The organism is Sinorhizobium prairiense (genome assembly GCF_029201645.2).
Classification (GTDB): Bacteria; Pseudomonadota; Alphaproteobacteria; order Rhizobiales; family Rhizobiaceae; genus Sinorhizobium; species Sinorhizobium meliloti_A.
Window position 1 is genome coordinate 128,066 of the sequence record NZ_CP104130.1, and the last position, 21,044, is coordinate 149,109.

Annotated in this window: 13 protein-coding genes and 6 pseudogenes; 8 read left to right on the forward strand and 11 right to left on the reverse strand. The window is 58.1% G+C overall.

Annotated features, from left to right (window positions below):
- Positions 1–30: 30 nt before the first annotated feature.
- The 5 genes and pseudogenes from N0Q91_RS00655 to traC form a co-directional block, all read right to left on the reverse strand.
- A pseudogene (locus N0Q91_RS00655) lies at positions 31–467 on the reverse strand (thermonuclease family protein).
- 632 nt (positions 468–1,099) lie between these two features.
- Positions 1,100–2,143, reverse strand: a pseudogene (locus N0Q91_RS00660) (IS110 family RNA-guided transposase).
- Between the two features lie 146 nt (positions 2,144–2,289).
- Positions 2,290–4,265: pseudogene (gene traG / locus N0Q91_RS00665) on the reverse strand (Ti-type conjugative transfer system protein TraG).
- Positions 4,258–4,473: a type IV conjugative transfer system coupling protein TraD gene (gene traD, locus N0Q91_RS00670; RefSeq protein ID WP_275596285.1), complete on the reverse strand. Its 216-nt coding sequence runs from the start codon at positions 4,471–4,473 to the stop codon at positions 4,258–4,260. The pseudogene traG and the gene traD overlap by 8 nt, the downstream one beginning before the upstream one ends.
- Positions 4,474–4,477: 4 nt before the next feature.
- Positions 4,478–4,774 (reverse strand): conjugal transfer protein TraC, encoded by a 297-nt coding sequence (traC, locus tag N0Q91_RS00675; protein ID WP_085026109.1) that lies wholly within the window; start codon positions 4,772–4,774, stop codon positions 4,478–4,480.
- Positions 4,775–5,027: 253 nt separating this feature from the next.
- Here traC and traA point away from each other — a divergent pair, with 253 nt between their 5' ends.
- The 4 genes and pseudogenes from traA to N0Q91_RS00695 all read left to right on the forward strand — a co-directional run.
- On the forward strand, positions 5,028–8,339 hold the full coding sequence (gene traA / locus N0Q91_RS00680) for a Ti-type conjugative transfer relaxase TraA (RefSeq protein ID WP_275596286.1): 3,312 nt from the start codon (positions 5,028–5,030) through the stop codon (positions 8,337–8,339).
- A complete protein-coding gene (gene traF / locus N0Q91_RS00685) occupies positions 8,336–8,902 on the forward strand; it encodes a conjugative transfer signal peptidase TraF (RefSeq protein WP_275596287.1) in 567 nt (188 codons plus the stop codon). The genes traA and traF overlap by 4 nt, the downstream gene beginning before the upstream one ends.
- Positions 8,892–10,054 (forward strand): annotated as a pseudogene (locus N0Q91_RS00690) (carbon-nitrogen hydrolase family protein). Before traF ends, N0Q91_RS00690 begins: the two are co-directional and overlap by 11 nt.
- Before the next feature lie 16 nt (positions 10,055–10,070).
- Positions 10,071–10,375 (forward strand): annotated as a pseudogene (locus tag N0Q91_RS00695) (lysozyme family protein); the annotation flags it as partial.
- A 346-nt stretch (positions 10,376–10,721) separates the two neighbouring features.
- Here N0Q91_RS00695 and N0Q91_RS00700 read toward each other — a convergent pair.
- The 4 genes from N0Q91_RS00700 to N0Q91_RS00715 form a co-directional block, all read right to left on the reverse strand.
- Positions 10,722–11,357 (reverse strand): hypothetical protein, encoded by a 636-nt coding sequence (locus tag N0Q91_RS00700; protein WP_275596288.1) that lies wholly within the window; start codon positions 11,355–11,357, stop codon positions 10,722–10,724.
- Positions 11,358–11,579: 222 nt separating this feature from the next.
- Positions 11,580–11,783 carry a hypothetical protein gene (locus tag N0Q91_RS00705; RefSeq protein WP_275596289.1) on the reverse strand — a complete coding sequence of 68 codons (204 nt, stop codon included), beginning with the start codon at positions 11,781–11,783 and terminating at the stop codon, positions 11,580–11,582.
- Between the two features lie 402 nt (positions 11,784–12,185).
- Positions 12,186–12,881 (reverse strand): nucleotidyltransferase domain-containing protein, encoded by a 696-nt coding sequence (locus tag N0Q91_RS00710; protein ID WP_375341853.1) that lies wholly within the window; start codon positions 12,879–12,881, stop codon positions 12,186–12,188.
- Positions 12,769–13,752, reverse strand: a complete 984-nt coding sequence (locus N0Q91_RS00715; RefSeq protein WP_275596291.1) for a pentapeptide repeat-containing protein — start codon at positions 13,750–13,752, stop codon at positions 12,769–12,771. Before N0Q91_RS00715 ends, N0Q91_RS00710 begins: the two co-directional genes overlap by 113 nt.
- Before the next feature lie 449 nt (positions 13,753–14,201).
- On the opposite strand from N0Q91_RS00715, the gene N0Q91_RS00720 reads away from it, so the two are divergent.
- The 4 genes from N0Q91_RS00720 (at position 14,202) to N0Q91_RS00735 (ending at position 20,247) form a co-directional block, all read left to right on the forward strand.
- Positions 14,202–15,410, forward strand: coding sequence for an ABC-three component system protein (locus N0Q91_RS00720; protein ID WP_275596292.1), 1,209 nt, complete (start codon positions 14,202–14,204; stop codon positions 15,408–15,410).
- Entirely contained in the window at positions 15,407–15,892 is a 486-nt protein-coding gene (locus tag N0Q91_RS00725) for a three component ABC system middle component (protein ID WP_275596293.1), read from the forward strand. Before N0Q91_RS00720 ends, N0Q91_RS00725 begins: the two co-directional genes overlap by 4 nt.
- Positions 15,889–17,859 carry a DUF3732 domain-containing protein gene (locus N0Q91_RS00730; protein WP_275596294.1) on the forward strand — a complete coding sequence of 657 codons (1,971 nt, stop codon included), beginning with the start codon at positions 15,889–15,891 and terminating at the stop codon, positions 17,857–17,859. The genes N0Q91_RS00725 and N0Q91_RS00730 overlap by 4 nt, the downstream gene beginning before the upstream one ends.
- A 162-nt stretch (positions 17,860–18,021) precedes the next feature.
- Complete coding sequence (locus tag N0Q91_RS00735; protein ID WP_275596295.1) at positions 18,022–20,247, forward strand: hypothetical protein; 2,226 nt, start codon at positions 18,022–18,024, stop codon at positions 20,245–20,247.
- On the opposite strand, the pseudogene N0Q91_RS31170 reads toward N0Q91_RS00735, so the two are convergent.
- Both N0Q91_RS31170 and N0Q91_RS00740 read right to left on the reverse strand, forming a co-directional pair.
- A pseudogene (locus N0Q91_RS31170) lies at positions 20,216–20,671 on the reverse strand (hypothetical protein); the annotation flags it as partial. The gene N0Q91_RS00735 and the pseudogene N0Q91_RS31170 sit on opposite strands and share 32 nt — an antisense overlap.
- On the reverse strand, positions 20,592–20,888 hold the full coding sequence (locus N0Q91_RS00740) for an integrase core domain-containing protein (RefSeq protein WP_527229540.1): 297 nt from the start codon (positions 20,886–20,888) through the stop codon (positions 20,592–20,594). The pseudogene N0Q91_RS31170 and the gene N0Q91_RS00740, both read right to left, overlap by 80 nt.
- Positions 20,889–21,044: the final 156 nt, after the last annotated feature.

Below are 21,044 nucleotides of genomic sequence, written 5' to 3' on the forward strand. Positions count from 1 at the left end.
GCCATCCGGTGACGATCCTCCCGCGACGTCTTAGGCGCACCATCCATATCTTGCGCCGTCCCAGCGCCGGGCGAGGCCTTCATCGATGAGACTGTCTCCGAGCGAGCGCCCTCCTCGCGTGACGGTACGGAGTTTTGCGGCCATATTCGTCCTCGTCGCGCCAACCGGCCGACAGCAAGAATTTTCCGGCGTTGAGCAGCGCCAGCAGGCGTGCTTTCGCCGCCTCGCCTTTGATCCGTTCCGCCTCGCAGCGCGGCGGGCTGAGCTCCGGCGTGTCTATATCCGCGATGCGGATCTTCTCTCCCTTGAACCAGAAGGTGTCGCCATCGAGGACGCAGTTCATTCGCGTGTCGTCGCACAACGCACGGCGGACGACGTATCCGTTGGAGGTATTTTGGTCAGAGCGAGGACCCCGAGAGATCGCCGGCGCCGCCGAAGGCAAGCCATCCTCCCGCAGCAATGATGATGGCTTAGATGGCTGCTGTCAGCGATGTGCGCGGGCCGGTCTTTCCCGATCGGGGCGATTTGCACTGTGGGCGATTTCGATCGTTCCTGCTGCCGGACTTCCGCGCGCTTCTGAACGGAATAACATTCGATTTCGCCACTTGGCCTATCCTCTTCAGTTTGGCTCAACTTGTTCCGGACTCGGTTTTATCTGTCTTGACGGACATACAATCTTCAGGTGGTGTGCGAGGGGCGCGGCGCAGTCGGTCCCGCCTCCCCTTCGGGTAACTCAGTTGAGGCTCCTGCGGCAGCGCTCTTTCCCGCTCCTTGCACGACGAGAATTCCCGAAATCCCTCCCCTTGGGTGGCCGCGTCTCTAATCGGCGGGTCGAGGTCAAGTGCATTTCGAGCTTTCCACTTGGTGCGGCGTTCGACGTTTCTTCGCGGCCCGTGCTTCTCTCCGGGATCGGCAATCAGCCCTCCCACCATGGGGTTCAGTAGATGAAGTGGTCCAATCTATGCTGCAACCTGATGACGTGTCATCATCGGTATAGCGCCGCCCACGAACTCACATCACCATCGTCCGCGAAGGACGTCTTCCGCCGCGAGGCGGAACTTTGAATATGCTTTCCCTGATTTCGTGAGACCCAACTTTCTTACGCGGGCATGGGGCCGGCCGCTTCCCGCGTCCATCGGAATTTCTGTGCCGTCTACCCACATTCGATGCATCACCACCGCAAGTCTGCGCGCCAATGCAACGTTGGCTTTCTTTCTGCCATGCCGCCTGGCAATGTTCATTGCCCATGCTTTTAGCCAGCACCATTTCACCAAACGTGTCAGCATCGTCTGCGCCGCCTCATATAAAAGCGATCGCATCATCGCGTCTCCGCATAGGGAGATATGGCCGATCCTTTTGCTTTCGCCGGACTGGTTGAGCACCGGCGTGAGGCCTAGAGCGGCTCCCACCGACCGCGAATTGTGGAACCGGCTGGGAATGCCGATCGTCGCGACATAGGCTAACGAGACAACTGGCCCAACCCCGGGCACTGTCATCAGGCGCTTGCAAACTTGATCACGCTTCGCCTCCTGGACAACCTTCTTGTCCAGTTTGGCGAATTCCTCGCGCAGTTTGCGCCGTCCAGCGAGCAAAGGCTCCATGATCTCCAGCAGATCGGCGTCCGCCTCAACGAGCTCGCGTACCTTCTCCTCGAACGTCCCAGCGGACACCACGCCGACCTTAAGCCCGAAGTTGCGCAGGAGCCCACGCATATCGTTCTCGAGCGCGATCGCCTTTTCCTGCAGCAGCGAGCGAGCCGTCAGCAGGGCACGACGCTTCTGGCTTGTGAGCGTCTTCACGTGCACATTCTTGAAAAGACCGACCCGCATCATGTGCGCAATGCCGCGAGCGTCGTTGCGGTCACTTTTGTTCGTTTGCGAAGCTTTTAGGAAGCCCTTCGTATGACGCGTCTCGATGCAGAATACGGGGAGGCCGGCCTTCGCCAGTCCGTCGAAAAGCCATTGGGACATTGGTCCCGCTCCAGGCCAATACGCTCCAAGCTGAGTGCGGGATCGCTCAGGATAGTGACTAAATCTTCCGGGTGAGACACCACCTTTTTCTCTTGGCAGGTCCTTCCGCTTGCATCGACAATACAGACGCTCGTTTCTTTGACAGAGACGTCGAGGCCGGCGTAATGTTGCATGGCTGCGCTTCCTCTTTCTGATGCTTGTGGCTGTTACGAACAGACCACGTTTTATCATCAGCTCGGAGCGCAGCACCTCCCGTCCCGTCGGCGAAGATGGGGCACGAAGCCGATTACCCCATCTATGCTGATTTCTCCGATGCTCTTCATTTCTCCGGATCGACCCTGCTCGTTGCACTGGGCGTCGGCCGATCAGGCAACCTCGCTGCGTGGTTCTCGGCTTGGGAAAACCGGCTCGTGTCCACGCACCTCCTCATATCGTCACGCCGAAACCATATCGCGCGCCCGCATCTGAGCGGCGCGTTTCCTGCGGTGAAAACGATCTGTTCGTCGGCACGCATGCGCAGCACCTCATGCGGCTGAATCAGCGGTCTAGCTGCAAGTTGCTTCGAGCGCGTGCGCGATGACCCCTTCGACTGTAAGCTGCGGCTGACCTGATCGATCTCGACCGTAGTCGTGCCGCATCGGCGGGAAATGTAATCGGCAGTCTCCGGATCGTTGATCGCGGCGAAGGAAATCCAGCTGGCGCTCTCGAACCATTTGCTCGCCGCGTCCCGTCCGCCATAGGTCTCGCGCATCTGGCCGATCGACTGGTAGATCATGGTTAGCGTGATCCCATACTTACGACCGGCGTCCCGGGCGGTCTCTAGGATCCGCATGTAACCAAGGCGCGCCACCTCATCAAGCAGGAAGAGCGCCCTCCCCTGCATCGCGCCATCGCGGTTGTAGATCGCGTTCAGAAACGAGCCGATGATGACGCGCGCCAGGCCCGAATGCGTCTCCAGTGTCTTGAGATCGACGTTGATGAAGACGTCCGTCTTTCCTCCGGCAAGATCGCTCGTCGTGAAGGTCGTTCCCGAGACCAGGGCGGCATAGTTCGGGTAGGACAGCCAGTGCGTTTCCTTGACCGCATTGGCATAGACGCCCGAAAAGGTTTCCGGCGTCATGTTCACGAAGGCCGCGACATTTTCCTTCACGAAATCCGAGTCCGAATTGTCGTAGATCGACTGCAGGCGTTCGCGCAACTTGGGTTCCGGCTCGGAGAGATTCTTCGAACCTGCCGCAGCGTCTGGTCGTTTTCCGCGGTGTGGCCGGAGAGACAGACGTCAGCCATGAGCGCTGTCAGCAGTTGCAGAGCCGAGGCGCGAAAGAAGTCTTCGCGGACACCACGCGCGCCACCGCTGTCGCCCATGATCCACGATGCGACGGAGGCGATATCCTCTTCTTTCGCTCCGCCGAAGCGGCCGATCCAGTCGAGCGCGTTGAAACCAATCTCGGAGTGTTTCGGATCAAGGACGAAGACGTCGCGGTTGGCGGCGGCACGGTGGTTCGACACCATCGGCGCCACCTCGTTTGACGGATCGAGAACGACGAGCGCGCCACCCCATTTGAGCGCCGTCGGGATCGTGACTGACGTCGTCTTGAAGCCGCCGGAACCGGCGAAGACAATGCCATGCGATGAGCCGAACGAGCCGTCGAAGCAAAGCAGGGGCGACTTGCCGCCTGCTCCCCACGTTTCGGCGCTGTCGGCGCGAAACGATTGTGCCGCGACACTGTCCCTGTCGACACGGTAGCGCTCGCCGATGACGATGCCGCCGCTCTCGGGAAACAGCGTTCCGGCTTGCGACAGCTTCATCCAGTCGGCCTCACCGTGTAGAGCCCGCTTGCCGTAGATGCGCTTCGGCTCGGCCTTCGCGAAGGCGGCGTTGCCGGCAATCGCTACCCGCACGCCGAACAGCGCCGACATCAGCGTGGTGGCGACCCCGATCGAAGTCGCGGGATCGAGATAGTTGAAAATGGACTTGCCGGCCGGGACCTGTTCGGCGAATGCGGAGAGCCTCATTGCCTCGCGTATGGCTGCGATGAGGAGCGTCGCTATCGCACCAGCAACGACGCCCCGTCCAACCGTCCTGATCCTCATCGAGCCCGCGCTCGCGAACAGGAAGGAGATGCCGACGAGCGACACGACGACATAGGGCAAAGCGATGCCGGCGCGGCCGAGCGTCTGCCGTGCGGCATCCGTGTTGCCTAACGCGGAAAGCCATTGTTCGATCCCGGTCATGCCCACGGCCGCGACGACCATCAAGGCGCAGGGCGCAAGGAAAAGCAGGATCCTAGTCATCGCTCTCACCGAAAGCCTCTGCACCGATCGCCGTTAGCCGGGAGCGCTCCTGCTCGTCTCCCTTCAGCCGCCGGTTGGCGTCGATAAGGAGCCCAAGCAGCAGCGCCCGCTTTTCGTAGCGCAGCCCCGCCTTGACGATCAGTCCGCCGAGTTCGATCTTTTCTCGCGTATCCTTCTTGCGGGCGTCGGATGTCGCGGTTCGTCGCATCCGCTCAAGCCTCGCCAGCCCCGCCCTGAGCCGCGCCAGGCGTGTTCTGCGCGGAGAGCCTGTTGCTCTCTCCGGCACCGGCTGCCCTCTTCCCTCCGGTCGAACGGGCCTCGCCTCCGCGAAAGCGTTTCGCCAGATCCTCGAACGCCGCCTGAAGCTCGGCCTCCTCAACCTCGATCTCGCCAAGCCCGGCCTTGAGTGCGATCCGGCCGATGCGCTCGGCCTCGCGGGTCTCGGCGAGCTTGAGCTGCTCCTGGAGCTTGGCGATTTCGTCGCGAATTTTAATAGAGGGTTTTTTCATTTCGACGTCTCCTTTTGGTGCGAAAGCCTGTCTTTCGAACCCAACCTTCCGGAGCTGAGTGCGGAACGCACTACTGTGAATCATACAATCGCCAAGGGCGATGCCTTCGCGGATGATCCCGGCCGCTCGATGAGAGCGGCATCCAAGGGCGCAATTATACGTCGCTGGCGCGACGTTCTTCTTGAGGGCGCCTGGCGGGCCGATCTCCCCTGTCGAACACGTTGATTCGCTCGTAACCGGGAAAAACTCCGCCGTGCCCGTCCCTCATTTCTCCGTCAGCATCGTCGCTCGCGGCTCCGGCCGCAGCGCGGTGCTGTCGGCGGCTTATCGGCACTGCGCCAAAATGGGGTTCGAGCGGGAAGGCCGGACGATCGACTACACCCGCAAGCAGGGGCTCTTGCACGAAGAGTTCGTCGTCCCGGCTGATGCACCGCAGTGGCTGCGGGCGATGATCGCCGATCAACCGGTCTCTGACGCGTCCGAAGCCTTCTGGAACAAAGTCGAGGGTTGCGAGAAACGCGCCGATGCGCAACTCGCCAAGGACATCACGATCGCGCTGCCAATCGAACTTTCGACGGAGCAGAACATCGCGCTGATGCGGGATTTCGTCGAACGCCACGTCACCTCGAAAGGCATGGTTGCCGACTGGGTCTACCACGATGCACCCGGCAATCCGCATGTGCACCTGATGACAACGCTGCGACCGCTCACCGAAGATGGATTCGGGGCCAAGAAGATTGCCGTCCTCGGGCCCGACGGCAATCCGATCCGCAACGATGCCGGCAAGATCGTCTACGAACTTTGGGCCGGCAGCGCCGCCGACTTCAGTGCCTTTCGCGATGGCTGGTTCGCCTGCCAGAACACGCATCTGTTACTGGCCGGCCTCGATCTACGGGTCGACGGCCGGTCCTTCGAGAAGCAGGGGATCGAGCTCACGCCGATCATTCATCTCGGCGTCGGGGCCAAGGCCATCGAACGGAAATCAGCGGAAGCCGACCGCGATATTTCGCTGGAACGGCTGGAGCTGCAGGAAGAGCGTCGAGCCGAAAACGCGCGCCGCATCCAGCGACGTCAGGAGATCGTGCTCGACCTGATCACCCGCGAGAAAAGCGTCTTCGACGAGCGCGATATCGCCAGGATCCTGCACCGCTATTTCGACGATGCCGGCCGGTTCCAAAGCGTGATGGCGAGAATCCTGCAGAGCCCTGAAACGCTCCGCCTCGAGCGCGAGCGGATTGATTTTGCAAGCGGGCTTCGTGCACCGGCGAAATACACGACGCGGGAGCTGATCCGGCTCGAAGCGGAAATGGCCAACCGGGCAAGCTGGCTCTCTCAACGATCGTCCCATGGCGTTCGAGACGCCGTGCTGGAAGCAACGTTCTCCCGTCATTCCCGCCTTTCGCAAGAGCAGAAGACCGCGATTGCGCACATTGCCAGCGGAGAGCGGATCGCCGCTGTGATCGGCCGCGCCGGCGCCGGCAAGACGACGATGATGAAGGCGGCCCGAGAGGCCTGGGAGGCCGCCGGCTACCGCGTTGTAGGTGGCGCGCTTGCCGGCAAAGCCGCCGAGGGCCTGGAGAAGGAAGCTGGCATTCTGTCCCGCACGCTGTCGTCGTGGGAGCTTCGCTGGAACGAGGGCTGTGATCTGATCGACGACAAGACCGTCTTCGTGCTTGATGAGGCCGGAATGGTCTCGTCCAGACAGATGGCGCTGGTCGTCGAAACGGCAACGAAGGCCGGCGCCAAGCTCGTGCTCATCGGCGATCCGCAACAGCTCCAACCGGTTGAGGCCGGAGCCGCGTTCCGCGCCATCGCCGATCGCATCGGTTATGCCGAGCTCGAAACCATTTATCGCCAACGCGAACAGTGGATGCGCGACGCTTCACACGACCTCGCCCGTGGTGAGATCGGCAAAGCCGTCGAAGCCTATCGCGCACATGGGCACGTCAGTGGCCCGGAGTTCAAGGCCGAGGCGGTGCAGGCGCTGATCGCCGATTGGAACCGCGACCACGATCCAGCCAAAACTTCGCTGATCCTCGCTCATCTGCGTCGCGACGTTCGCATGCTCAACGAGATGGCGCGCGCAAAGCTCGTCGAGCGCGGCATCATCGACAAGGGATTTGCCTTCAGGACCGAGGACGGCAGCCGCGAGTTCGCCGCTGGCGACCAGATCGTCTTCCTGAAGAACGAGGGCGCGCTCGGGGTCAAGAACGGCATGTTGGCGAAGGTCGTCGACGCAGCGCCCGGCCGCATCGTTGCCGAAGTCGGAGAAGCCGAACACCGGCGTCGGGTCACGGTCGAGAGCCGCTTCTACAACAACGTCGATCACGGCTATGCCACCACGATTCACAAGAGCCAGGGTGCCACCGTCGATCGGGTGAAGGTGCTGGCGTCCTTGTCGCTCGACCGCCATCTCGCTTACGTCGCCATGACACGTCATCGCGAGGATCTTGTCGTGTATTATGGGCGAAGATCCTTCCCCAAGGCCGGCGGCCTGATTCCGATCCTGTCGCGCAAAAACGCCAAAGAAACCACGCTCGATTATGCGAACGGCAGCTTGTACCGCCAGGCGCTCCGCTTTGCCGAGGCCCGGGGGTTCCACCTCGTCAATGTCGCCCGAACGCTCGTTCGCGATCGGCTTGAATGGACCGTGCGACAGAAAGCGAGGTACGCCGAGCTCGGCGGACGTCTCGCGGCGATCGCCAGAAAGCTCGGTTTGTCCGCCGCCGCAGCCAGGACCTCTCAACCGCGCAACATCAAGGAGCCGAAACCTATGGTGTCCGGCATCGTCACCTTCGCGAAGTCTCTCGAGCAGGCTGTCGAGGACAGGCTTGCCGCCGACCCCGGCTTGATGAAGCAATGGCAGGAAGTCTCGGCACGTTTCCATCTTGTCTATGCCAAGCCGGAAGCGGCGTTCAAAGCCGCCAGTGTCGACGCGATGCTGAAGGACGAAGCTGCCGCAAAATCCACAATATCCAGGATCGGTTCGGAGCCGGAAACGTTTGGCGCGCTGAAAGGCAAGACCGGCATCCTCGCCAGCCGCGCGGACAAGCAGACCCGTGAACGAGCCGTCGCCAACGCGCCCGCGCTGGCGCGGAATCTGGAACGCTATCTGCGCCACAGGACGGTGGCGGAACGCAAGTATGAAATCGAAGAACGCGCCATTCGCCTGAAGGCGGCCGTCGACATCCCGGCTCTGTCGCCGGCGGCAAAGCAGACGCTCGAGCGTGTCCGAGACGCCATCGACCGAAACGATCTTCCGGCAGGGCTCGAATACGCGCTTGCCGACAAGATGGTAAAAGCGGAGCTCGAAGGATTTGCCAGAGCCGTTTCGAAGCGTTTCGGCAAACGGACCTTCTTGCCTCTTGCCGCCAAGGACACGGGCGGACAGGCGTTCCGGTCGGTGACGGCCGGCATGTCCGCAGGGCAGAAGGTGGAGGTGCAATCCGCCTGGAGTTCGATGCGAACGGTGCAGCAACTTGCAGCACATGAACGCACGAGCGAGGCGCTGAAGCAGGCGGAAACGATGCGGCAGACGAAGAGCCAAGGACTGACCCTGAAATGACGGCTGGAGCTGAAAAACGTCCACCGATCATCTCGCGACGGAGGCGAACGGCTAGCATTCTGTCGGTGGCCGCGGCCGCCATCGTCCTGATCGCAGTAAGTGGCTTCCTGGGCGGCTATCGGATTAATCAGACTCCGAGCGAGGCTCTCGGTCTCTGGCGCATTGTTCCGCTGCATCGTCCGCCGGGCGTCGGAGATTTGCTGTTTATCTGCCCCGCCGAGAAGGCCGGCATGCCGGAGGCGAGAGCGCGGGGATATCTCCGCTCCGGTCTTTGCCCGGGCGGTGTCGCGCCGCTCATCAAGACGGTCGTCGCCGTCGCTGGGCAGTATGTCAAAATCGGCGCCGAGGTGACAATCGATGGGCGTGCGCTTCCTTCTTCCGCTCTGGCAGAGCGTGACGGACAAGGTCGGCCGCTGAGGCCTTTTCCAGGGGGCGTCGTGCCGCACGGACATGTGTTCCTGCATTCCTCGTTCGTTGGCTCCTATGATTCCCGCTATTTCGGGCCTGTGCCGGCTTCGCGCGTTCTCGGTCTGGCGCAGGGGGTGCTGACCTATGCGCCGTGATTGGCGCCAGCCAACGCTGCTCATCGTCGCGTCAATCATCGTCGGCACGCTAGCATGGAGCGGCCATGTTTGCTGCTGCCGGTGGCGCTGGGATTCCCTGTTCTCTGGTCGCTGGCTCGAACGAGGTCGACGGCAACGCTCATCTCGGTCGGCTACTTTCTGGGGGCGTCACGTGGTCTGCCACAAGGTGCGGCGACCTTCTATGCATCGGATCTCTGGCCGGGACTGCTGCTTTTGATGGCGGCCTCTTCGAGCTTTGTCACAGTACACGCGCTGCTTTGGACGAAGGATCCCGGCAGCCGTCCGTTCCGCTATATGCTGGCGGCCGTCCTTATGGCGGTTCCGCCCCTCGGCATTACCGGATGGGCACATCCTATCACGGCGGCCGGCGTGCTCTTTCCAGAGTGGGGATGGTGGGGACTGGCTGCCATGACAGCCGGCCTTGCGGGCCTCGTTTCCCGTCTATCCTCGGCTCTCACTATCGTCCTCGGAAGCTTTTGGCTCTGGTCCGCCGCGTTGTGGACCGATCCGACGGTACCGCAAGCGTGGCAGGGCGTCGATCTCGAAATGGGTGCTTCACTTGGGCGGGACGCCAGCATGCAGCGTCACCGTGACCTGATTGCCACGGTGAGGAACCGAGCAGCGGGGGACGCCCGCTACATTGTCCTTCCCGAGAGCACCTTGGGTTTCTGGACGCTGACGGTCGAACGGCTGTGGACGCGGTCGCTGGAGGGGCGGGATATCACGATCGTCGCGGGTGCCGCGGTCGTCGACGCACGCGGATACGACAACGTGCTCATCACGCTGTCTGCCCAGGGCGGTCAGATCCTCTACAGGGAGCGGATGCCGGTGCCAGGCTCGATGTGGCAGCCGTGGCGGGCGCTTTTGGAAGAAAGCGGCGGTGCGCGGGCGCACTTCTTTGCGAACCCGATCGTCACTCTCGGCGCCAGTCGGGCCGCACCACTGATCTGCTATGAGCAACTGATCGTCTGGCCGGTGCTGCAATCGATGCTCAGTGATCCGGATCTGATCGTGGCTGCCGGCAACGGCTGGTGGACCAAAGGGACGTCCATCGTCGCCGTCCAGCGTGCCAGCACCGCGGCCTGGGCGAAGCTGTTCGCAAAACCGGTTGTTCTTTCCTTCAACACCTGATGCCCAAGGACACGCCATGCTCGACGCTGTCCTGATCAAAGACTGTGCCGACCCTTCTCTCAAGCCAGCGATCGTTGAGCAGTTCGTGACGGCGGCCGGCTCGACCGATCCCCGGCCCGTGACCGTCAGATCGGGTGGTCAATTGATCCTTGTGCCGACGGCCAAATCGGCCGACGAAGCGATGGCGATCGTGCGGCAATGACGCAGTTTCCAGTCGGCGTAGGTGTCAAGAAACCGGCGGACCTAAAGCGGAATCTGCTCGACGCTTGCCAAAACCTTCGCGAGGGCACGGCGATGTTCGCCAAAATCCTCAGGATCGTTATGTTGGAATTGGTTGCGAGGCAGGATTTGAATCTGCGGTCTTGAACGTATACGGACTCTCGACCTGCAGATTTTTGAAGAACTCATCACATTGAATATCCATGGTAATGTCCTTTACCATGGTATTCTGAGAACATTACTTCGATGAAACCCATCAGGCTATCATCATACATCTAGCAACAGATTCCATTGCCGATCGGCATTGAAGGCGACCTGACGATCAATGTCATCCACTGGAGACCACGCGCTAAAGAACTCGTCGACAAGTCCATCCATGGCTAGGGCTCCGAGGGACGCGGGGCCTGTGTACTTCCGACCGAAATACGCAACCCTGCTGTAATCCTCATCATCGATGAGAGATGCGGTGACACCCATCGTATTGCATGGTATGCCACATGTCATCGATATCGAGCAGAGCGAACTTTCTTTGGGGATGATACCTGTTTACCCGACTTTCGAGGCAGGCGAGATTGATTTGCGCCAAATCCGTCAGAACGCGGACGATATCTATCGCCTCTTCAACGGATACAATGTCATCACCGAATATGCGCAATGCCGTTGACGGGAATCTGTAGGAAAACAATTCCCGTTGGTCTTTAGCGGCGAGCAGCCTCGGTTTCACCGTATCTTCGTGACGCTGGCCGGGCCGTTTTAGCTTGTCGCCAGTCAGGTTGAGGATATTGCTGTGCGTCATTTCAATTGTCTTTTCACCCCGCCAATCAAGGCAGGGAAGGGTCAGAAGAAATGCGCGACTACAGTTTAAAATCGTGTAGTATCGGAGATATGGCAGCGTCACCTGTAAGTTTCGTTCTTCGGCATACTCAGCAGAGTTGGCAAGCACCGTAGAGCCCAACACGTATTTCAGTGCGATATAGCTTCGAATAAACCATTCGGTGTTGTGAACGTCTTCAAAAACACGCGCGATGGGATCAAGTAGATCACGCGTTCGGCTGATATAATTTTGAATCTCACTATCGAGCAACGAGTTGGAAGCTCCTTGTAGTTATAAGTGAAAACCGAGCCGGTCAGAGAAACGATTTCGTCAGAGTCCATTCAAACCATCCGAGTAGTGGTGTCCGTTGCACCATTCCCGCGAGCAACGAATTTATGATGCGGTTGGCAATCTATGGGCGATCAAGCTGCATACTTTCTCGTCAGGTTCAAGCCGTTGATCGATTTGATGCAGTTCCTCGACACCTGAGCATCAAGACGACCGGTATGGCTGCCAGTGTCCCCTGCCGACCAGTGCGACGATGACGATAGTCCAGATAGAAGGCAAAATCCCGAAGCCTGCCATTAATGCCGACATGACAAACGCTGCGACTGCTGAAGACACCTGCTTCGCCCGTGTCGACCAGCCGAGAAGCTTGCCGTAGCCACGGCGACCGAACAGTTCGAGCGGTAGCATGCCGTCTACCTACGGCCTCCGACCCAACTCTCAGCCGAGAAAAACCGCGACAGTCTCGCTACTCACCTGCATTCAACGGGTTTCCGCTGAAAAAAGGACAGCTCTTGGACTAGAAGATCGTGAACGCTCGCAAGGGAATTCAGCTCCCGCCGATCCGGTTCGAATACATCTTTACTGTCGTCTGCCATAAGTTCCGCTCTGGCCGACGCTTCTCTAAGAAGAGCCGCTATCCCCTCAACGCTCCGACCTTGCGCGTGAGCGCTAGCCCGCTTTTCCCAGTGATTAATTGCGTCACCGGTCATTCCGGATAAAGGACAACCTTGACCGAAAACGGCGTTTACCACCGACAGGAACTCGCGCTCTATTTTAATTCGAGATTCGAAGCGGGTCCGTCTTGTTTGATTATCCACTCGTTCCGACTCCCGATAACCTCTCGCTCAACACTTCCAACCATGGCCAAACGCGGGAGTGCACGTCAATAACGAACGCCGCGTCAACACCGTCCGGTGGCGGCGCGCCCCGCTGTCCCGCCATCCGGCAAAACATCGCCTGCTCAAACTCGACCTGGGACAACGGACAACGCGGCACCCCTCCAAGATTGAAGATGGAATACCTGGAAAAATCAGGCGCGTCACAGAGGTCCCAAGAAGCAGACATGGCAATATTGCGGAGACACACGTAGATCAGGCCGGCCTCATAGATCGCATTGCCTTGGTTGACGGCGATCTGTGCGGGTATCTCACGCATAACCTTGATGAACGATGCGACGTCCCTCTCCGTGTCTCTGTAAGGCGATGGGGTGCCAATTTTGGCCAAGAACCCTTGAGGATCGAAAAGCGGACGCGTCTCGCGATGGAGATGCCAGGCAAAAAGCTCACCATTGGCGAACATTTCACGCAGTCGGTTTTCGCCGTACCATGAGATCGAAGATTTCATACGACGGAGCGTAGCCGGCACGGTTGCCAGTACAACGTTCTCGGGGACCTTACCTTTGGCGTTTTCGACCACGGCAAGAATGTCGAGATCGCTGAGATGGTCCGCCTGACCTCTGCCAACAGATCCAAAAACATATGATGCGAGCAAAGTTCCGCCGTTCATCTGTGGGAGATCGACTTGTAAAGGACTGATATGAAGAGCCCGATGTAAATGTACCTATCGCCACGATCGCGAAATCGACCGCCGTGAAGCCAGCGAACGTCGGGTTAGGATTGAGATCAAGGAAAAGCCTGAAAACATAGTCGAGCGAGGCCAGCCCCTTCTCTGTTTCGCTCCAAGAAACACGCGGCAAGAGGCTCCAGAAATTTACGAGAGCGAGAAAACAAAGTATCGCGAAGCAGCTTGCTGCAAGCCGCCAAGGCCGTTCTCCGTGGCCCCATATAAGTCCACCCAACCACAGCCCTACCAGGTTCCCGCAGGCACGTGCCTTGGAAAGCATGTTTGGATACTTGTTTCTGTAGTAGCTGTCGTAACCCCTGAGGGCATACCTGTAGTGACGTTGTGCAGCCTCGATTTCCTGTAGGGTCAGGAGACCTAGGCTCGCGAAGTCGCCAGCTTCAACTGCGTTGGCCTTGAGATTCTGCAAGGATTCCCGTCGAATGTTCGGCTGATCCGGCAGCGATGCGATGATCTCGGCTGTATCGATCAGGCAAGTGCTGAAGCGCGCGAAACTGAAGTCGCATTTGTAGAAATTGGCGCTTTTGAAATTGCAATCGAAAAACTTGGTGCCGGAGAAGCGGCAATTGCGGAACACGGCATCGCGAAAGTAGCCACCGTCAATGATGGAATAGCTGAAGTCGCAGTTCTCGAACGTCGTCTTGAGGGCGTTTAAGTCGCATATCTCCGATGCCTTCCACGAGACATTGCGCACAGTCTTGCGTGCTACTGTAACTCGTTGAATGGCCGGCATGTCCGGTATTTTGTCGATGAGCGGGCGTTTGTCCGAAGTGTCGCCACTTACAAAATTATCCATAACCACTCACCGCGATCCAAGCCGATATGCTCCCCACTAGGAAGACACCCGTCCTTACTTGCCACCTATAGCCCGCTGTCGGCGTGCACATATGGCGTACCATTTTTCATCAATCAGATCACAAGTAGACCTACCCCCCAAAATATTTATGCAAAACATCAGAAAAACTCAAACCTAAAGTTGAACAAACGACAAAATCCGAGCAGATTGCTTCTGAATTTGCAGGTACTTGAAGGGTGTAGACTTAATGGCAGATAGTGCGAAGTTTTCAGCCGCGGTGTCGTTTATCGGTTACGTGTACCAATGTGAGTACCCCCTGTTCCGGGCTCTGGATACGGATAACACCGCTGATGGCGTTATCGAAGACCTCAGAACCAAAACCCAAAACCGACTGAGCTTCTTCGGTGCGGCCAGCGGCGCTTTAGAACAATTTACGAAAGCGCTTTTCTATGACAGACGATAGCAGCCATGCGGCCGGTCCAGCCGCCCTTGGCTTTTATTATCAGTCATTCTTTGCGTTGAAGACCCTGGTTGCATTAACAGGAGACGATGGAGCCGTTGCTATTGAAAGCGCGGACGACGTTGAGCTGAAAGACAACGGGCAGCGCCTTTTGTTCCAGCTCAAACACTCCCTCATATCTTCCCCATCGGCGATAACAATCAGTTCGAAGGGGCTTTGGCGGACGCTCAAGGTCTGGATCGACATCCTTCCCCGGCTGACGTTATCGGAGACGCAATTCTACCTTGTCACGGTCGCTCCTATCGCCGCAGGGAGCGTCTTGGAGGCTCTCGGCACACCCGAGGCTGACCGGAAACCACTTGTCGCCGCACTCGTCAACGAGGCAGAACGTGTCGTCGCCGAGCGGGAGGCAGCAGCCCAAGAAGAAAGGCCGCTTCCACACAAGGACCGGGTAGCGGGATGCCAAGCCTTCCTGAACCTGACGCCCGATGCCAGACTGAATTTATTGCGTCAGGCTCGAACACAGGCGGGCCATCTGCCGATCGATGAGATGGAGAGTGCGATCGCGCAGCTGCTGACGCTGATCAAGCCGGACGATCGCGAAAGTGTTGCACGACGCCTTATCGAGTGGTGGGATCGGCAGGTCGTCTATTCCCTCTGCGGGAAGAGACCTCAATTCATCTCGCGCGGCGAATTGCAAGAGCATATTACCGAACTGATCGGTGATATTGAGCATGACAGGCTTACCGCAGATTTCGAGACGATGGCCTATCCAGCCGACTATCAGCCAGACGGCATGCTCACCCGGCAAATCAGTTTGGTCGACGGCAAAAGTCATGATCTGGCTAAGGCAATTCGCGAAGAATGGAAGGCACGTCAGCAGCGTTCGCGATGGGTGAACGAACGACCCGGAATGGCGGCCCAGATCGCCTCCTATGATCATGTCCTCAAGGAACATTGGTCGGATAAGCAAGTAGAAATCGTCGAAATCTGTGAGGCGCTTGAGGAGGTCGAAAAGCGCAACAAAGGTCTTGGGCTTCTGCGGTGGGCACACAACGACGCGCCGACGACAATTCGACCGATCGTTGCCGGGTTCGAGGCCCCCTACTATATTCGAGGGAGTTATCAGGTGCTGGCGATCGACCGGGAGGTTGGCTGGCACCCCGAATACCTGGCCCTTTTGGCTGACGACGCATGAAGATCGCGCATGACCTTTATGCAGAGACAAATCCCGCCTTTGGCGCATACCTGCTCGTCTCCTTCGTGCGTGGTTTCGTCGAAGTCAATCCAAACGGCCCGGAACTGCCAGTCGCCTACCTGGCGTTGCCGCTCGCGATCTCAGGCGATTTGCATCCGAGTTTCGATCGAACGAACCGCAAGACAGGTCTTCAGGAATGGCTTGAGCGTAGCCCGCAAATCCAGGTCAATCTGGCTGAAAGATTAAACAGCTCTATGGATTTTGTCGCAGGCGCGATCCGGCTGGGCTGTTTCTCGCACGCGGTTAGACTGTCTGAGGGCGCGCGTCTGGTTGTGGGTACTCGAGGTCTGAAAAAGGATCTCACCTCCGGGCTTTCGGATGACCTCACTCAATCTGTGCGTTATGCCGACCGCCTCGGGTGTTGGAGCGCGACTGCGGGCTCGACAAAAACAATCTATGACATGATGGGACTGACCCTTTGAACCGCTGGAACATCGCCTCGATCTTCTTCCTCGGCCTTGATGGCCGGCATCGTCCTGTCACCTTTGAACCAGGCGTCAACATCATAACTGGCGCGTCCGGCACAGGTAAATCGGCTCTCATCAAGGCGATCGACTATTGTTTGGGGTCAAGCCGGTGCGAACTGCCCGCATATGTCCGAAAGCGCAGCATTGCAGTCGGTATCAAGTGGACTGCTGGCGAAGACGAGATGATTGTCGGCCGGCTGATTCCAGCAATGGGTCAGGGCACAAGTCATCAGATGTTCGCGAGCTCAGGACGCCATCTGCCTCTGCCGACAACGGTGGACCAATTCGAGGGGCCGACGACCCTCGACGCAGCCAAGGCCTTCCTCGAGCGCGCATTCGGCATTGGCGACCTGCCCGGGGAGCCTGACGCCTGGGGAAAGACGCGCGGCCGCGCCACTGTTCGCCACGTCACTCCGTACATGTTCGTCACCAAGGAGGTGATCTACAGCGAACAGGTACTTCTGCATGGTCTTGAACGCGCAGACAAGGCACCCGACATCGTCGCGACGATGCCGTATTTTTTGCGCGCAACCGACGAGGCCAGCGCCCTAAATGAGCGGCGGCTCCGCCAACTACAGCGAACCTTGGAATTGGAGGAGCGTCGAGCACGCACCCGTGCGACTGCGGCCAGTGCGTTTCGTGACCGCGCGTTCAGTCTTTTGGCGGAGGCAGAGCGATTGGAGATGGCCGAACCCACGCCAGCTGATACTCCGGATGCCGACTTATTGGAAAGGCTGAATGCATTGAACCAAGATACGGCCAAGGCAAAGGTCGTTCCAAGTGAAGGTCAACTTGCGGAACTGCACCGGGAAAGAAAGGCATTGTTGGCCGAACTTAGTGAGATCAGGCGCCAAGCTGCCGCAGCGCAGAGTGTCATGGAGGAAGTGTCGGGGTTCGAGGGCACAGTCCGCAAACAACGTGAGAAGCTAATGCTGGCTTCCCATCTTAAACTCGATGGTGTCGGGCATGTTTGCCCGGTCTGCGAGCAGCCGTCCGACGTTGGCGTCAACACCGTCGAAGCCTTGCGAGCAACCCTGTTCAAGGTGAGCAGCGAAAGTGCCGCTGTCGACCGAGTAAAGCCCAAACTCATTGAATTCGATGGCGCACTGCAGACCAAGCGCGCGGAGATTAATAGGGGTCTCAAGAGCGTTGACGACAAAATCAGGACTTGGCTGCGGCAGTCGGACGACGCCAGGATGTTCGCGAGTCTCGCTCATCTGCGCGCTCATCTCTTGGGACGCGTATCATTTTTCGTTGAGACGATGAATGATGAACGCCGACCCGATGGGCGTGACCTGACCGTTTTGAAATCGCAGATTCGAGAACTTGAAGGTCTGGTAGACCGCGACGCTCGTCTCGTCAGGTTGCGCCGTGCCGAACGCAAGATCTCGCAATATGCCACCGAGGCCTTCTCGAACCTTCCAACGATCGAGCCGTGCGTGGGATCTGAGCTATATTTCTCATCGTCAGAACCAGAAGTCGCGGTGATTGAGTCCGACAGCAGCATCGTGCTGCAGATGGCAGATGTTGGCTCTGACCAGAACTATCTCGCCATCCATATCGCACTTTCCTTCGCCCTCCAGCATTTCCTTGGCGAGGCCGGCTCGCCGGTTCCAGGTGTGCTGGTATTTGATCAGATCAGTCGCCCCTATTTTCCTGCAAAGGGCGAAGAGCAGCGCGACGAACGGACGATTACGGCTACAGGCGACGATGAAGAGGACGAAGACATCATTGCCATGCGACGCCACGTCGATTTCTTGTTCGCCGAAACCGCTCGGCGGGCCGGCCTGCAAGTTATTCTAATCGAGCACGCGTTTTTCGCCGATGATCCCCGTTATGTCGCGGCGACACGGGAACGGTGGACCCGAGCCTCCCGACGCGGCTTAGTCCCGAGCAATTGGCCCGTGCGTGCCGCCGATTAGAGGTAGTGGCTTGCTCCCCGCTGGCGGCTCCATTCAGCGATGGGTTGCCGTTGTTCGAGAACGAAGTGTCTGACGCAGATGGCACAGAGATTAACGGCGCCCGAAATCGTAAGCGGACGGGCTTGGCGGTCGTGAGAAAATAGTTAAGGGCAGTGTTATCAAATGGAACGGAAGCAGCTAACCGATGAAGAGGTAGTCGCCGCGCATCTAGCTGGGGGCGTCGCAACGGAACATTTTCGACAGACGCTAAATGCACTCGTGGAAGAGGCGACCGCCGTCGACGCACTGGAATTTCTAGCGCGGGGCGCAATGACGGTGATTATAAATAGATTGAATCAGAAGCCAGAGAAGAAAACGGACCTGCAGCTTTTTCATCTTGAATTGATGCAGGCGCTAGCCCTTTCGCGTCCGCGCGCGTCGGCCGATTCAAAAACCGATTACGCACTGGTCACGGAGCGTATCGTCGAACTGATCGCTCAAAATGCGCAAGCACATCAAGATCAGGCCAAAAGCAAGGTCTCGGCTGACGTGCTCGAGGACCTTCGACAGGAAATGTTGAACCTCATCCAACGTTGGACGCTGGCAGTAAGGGGCGCGCGACAAGGCTATCAAACTCGGCAATATGCCTTAGAGCTAGCGCTGTCGGTCAATGGATCGTTTCGGCATCACTACGGCTGCGACGCGACCGAAGTTGTCAAGGCACTCTCCGCAGTCATTGACGTTTGCGAAGACCGGATTACAGCTCATATGGAAGACATGCGATCGTGGATGATGCTGAAACATTCCGGAAAAGGGATGCTGGAGGCTTTCATCCGCAACCTCGAACCCGATGAACAGGCGGAGATATCGTCTCGCGCCGCGATGGTTCAACATGATCGCGAACAATTATTCGCACTTTTGTGGAACATCAACGAACATCGCTGGATGACGCTCTTCAAGTTTTCGTATCTTGATCTGGTCGCAACGGCACCAATCGAACAGAGGTATTCTATCATCGATGTGCTTTCGCAGTTGTCGCTGGATTTCGGCGACGTTACAGAGGCGAACCTCCAACACCTGCACCTTGATAATCCGGTCCAACGCAAACCGCTCATTAGGCTCGACGGTAACAACTTTTTTTGTGCTGGACCTCAGATCCTCGGTGTTCACTTGGCCGAGATTGTCGAGAACCTCTGCGGGACTGGGGACAATCTCAAGAGGGCCGCTGAGAAAGCCCGTGCCGACTGGCTTGAAGGTCGACTAAGCGCGACGGTGCGGCAATTCTTACCTCATGCAGATGTTCACGAGCAGGTAAAATGGAGCGATAACGGTGGCATAACGACGTGGGAATCTGACCTAGTGGCAATCATCGACAAGACCGTACTAATATTCGAAGCGAAGTCAGCTAAGATAAGTGCTCCTGCCCGCCGGGGAGCCCTCCGCAGCTTAAAAGCCGCACTGAACGACCTGATTGTCGCCCCTTCGGAACAGTCGCTCAGATTGAAACAATACATCCTCGGAGCAAGCGGTTCGGTATCATTCATCAGTCGCCAAGGCTCTTTGATCCTTCAGGCAAACGAGGTTCGCGACGTCATTCGAGTAAACATCGTCCACGATGCAGTTGGCCCTCTATCATCACACTGGCCACAGCTGAAGCACGCTGGGTTTGTTCCCGAAAACGCGGACATCGCTCCAACAATGTCGGTGTTCGATCTAGAAACGCTTTTCGAGCTTGTGCCCAGGGAGCTCGAACGCTGCCACTATCTCAGCAGAAGGGCGGAACTTGAGCGGAATGCAATCTATACAGCCGACGAATTGGATCTTCTGGCCTTGTATTCTAGAACCCGATTCAACATCGGTGAAGACGAATTCGATGGGAGGCATCATCCTTGGTACGGGTTATCCGGATCTCTGACGTACGTTCCAGACGAAAACCGTCGGGTTCGACTTTCCGCGATGTCTGCGATCACCACCGAGTTCTGGGCAAAGCTTTTGGACGCGCTTGAAGATAGGATGCCAGAAGGCTGGACCCGTTTTGGTCATCGCCTGCTGAACGTACATGTTTCCCACCAGAAGCAGATTGAGAAGTCCGTGAAAGAGGGAATGAAAAAGACGCGGAAACGGTCGGATCTTTTCTTTCATTCCGAATTTACTTTCGGCACGCGCGATAAGATGCAGACGATCTCAGTCGCTGTCGGCGCGGAAGTACCACCATGGCAGTTTGCCCTCAACCTGGTGACTTGCGCTGAGAGTGCACGTTCACAGGGAGATCAGGGCGACGTTTTGGTTCTATATTGGTTCATGCCACGTACTTCAGAACCATACGACTTTATTGGACTCGTCAAGCAGCGCCAAGCCCAAGCGCCCTACCCGCAACTCAATTTTGCCGGCACTTCCTCGTTAGGCTGACAATCCAATACGCAGAGTCGAGTACCTGAAATCGACAGTGGATTGCGTTGTCTCTATATCGAAAATCTCCTCGCTGTCGGACAGAGGCCGATCTGCTGCTGGCGTCAATGAATGTTTGCGCCTCCAAGTCGAAGATCAAGTTGCCCTGAATAGACACACTGGACCAGTGTCCAACGACGCGATCGTTTCGGGCTAACAGTTTGGAAGATTTTCCGGCGTTCGTCGTGACCTTGCCCCCAAGTTTTACCCAATTTTTGAGTTCGCTCCGGCGGTTTTGGGTCGCTGTATTCGAGGCGGTTGCGGCGGGTTGCGGTGCGGAGCCATTCCGGCTGCGCAGCACCGCATCACGCCGCGGGCTCATTGTCTGAGCGAACTCGGCAGGTGTCATCCAGCAGAGTCCGGAGTGTGGTCGATGATCGTTGTAATCGCTGCGCCAGTTTGAAAGCGCCGATCGAGCATGGGTTCAGTGACGAGAAGAGAGTTTCATTCAGGAACTCGTCTCGCAGCCGCCCATTGAAGCTTTCGATGAAGGCGTTCTGTATCGGCTTGCCCGGCTGCAATATAATGCCAGTCCACCTTGGTCCGGTCTGCGCATTCCGATGAAGCCGGCCATTGATTCCGAAACGAAGCCGGCCACCCATTCCGATTTCATTCCGACCACCATTCCGATCTGAAGCCGGCCAGTTGGTGCTCCCCTGGGTCGTTGTTTTGCATGGCGCGTGATTGTCGCGCGGTCAAGCGGCGGATGGAGTTTGACGCTACTTTCGCAAGCTCTCGCCGGACAGCTCGATACGGTA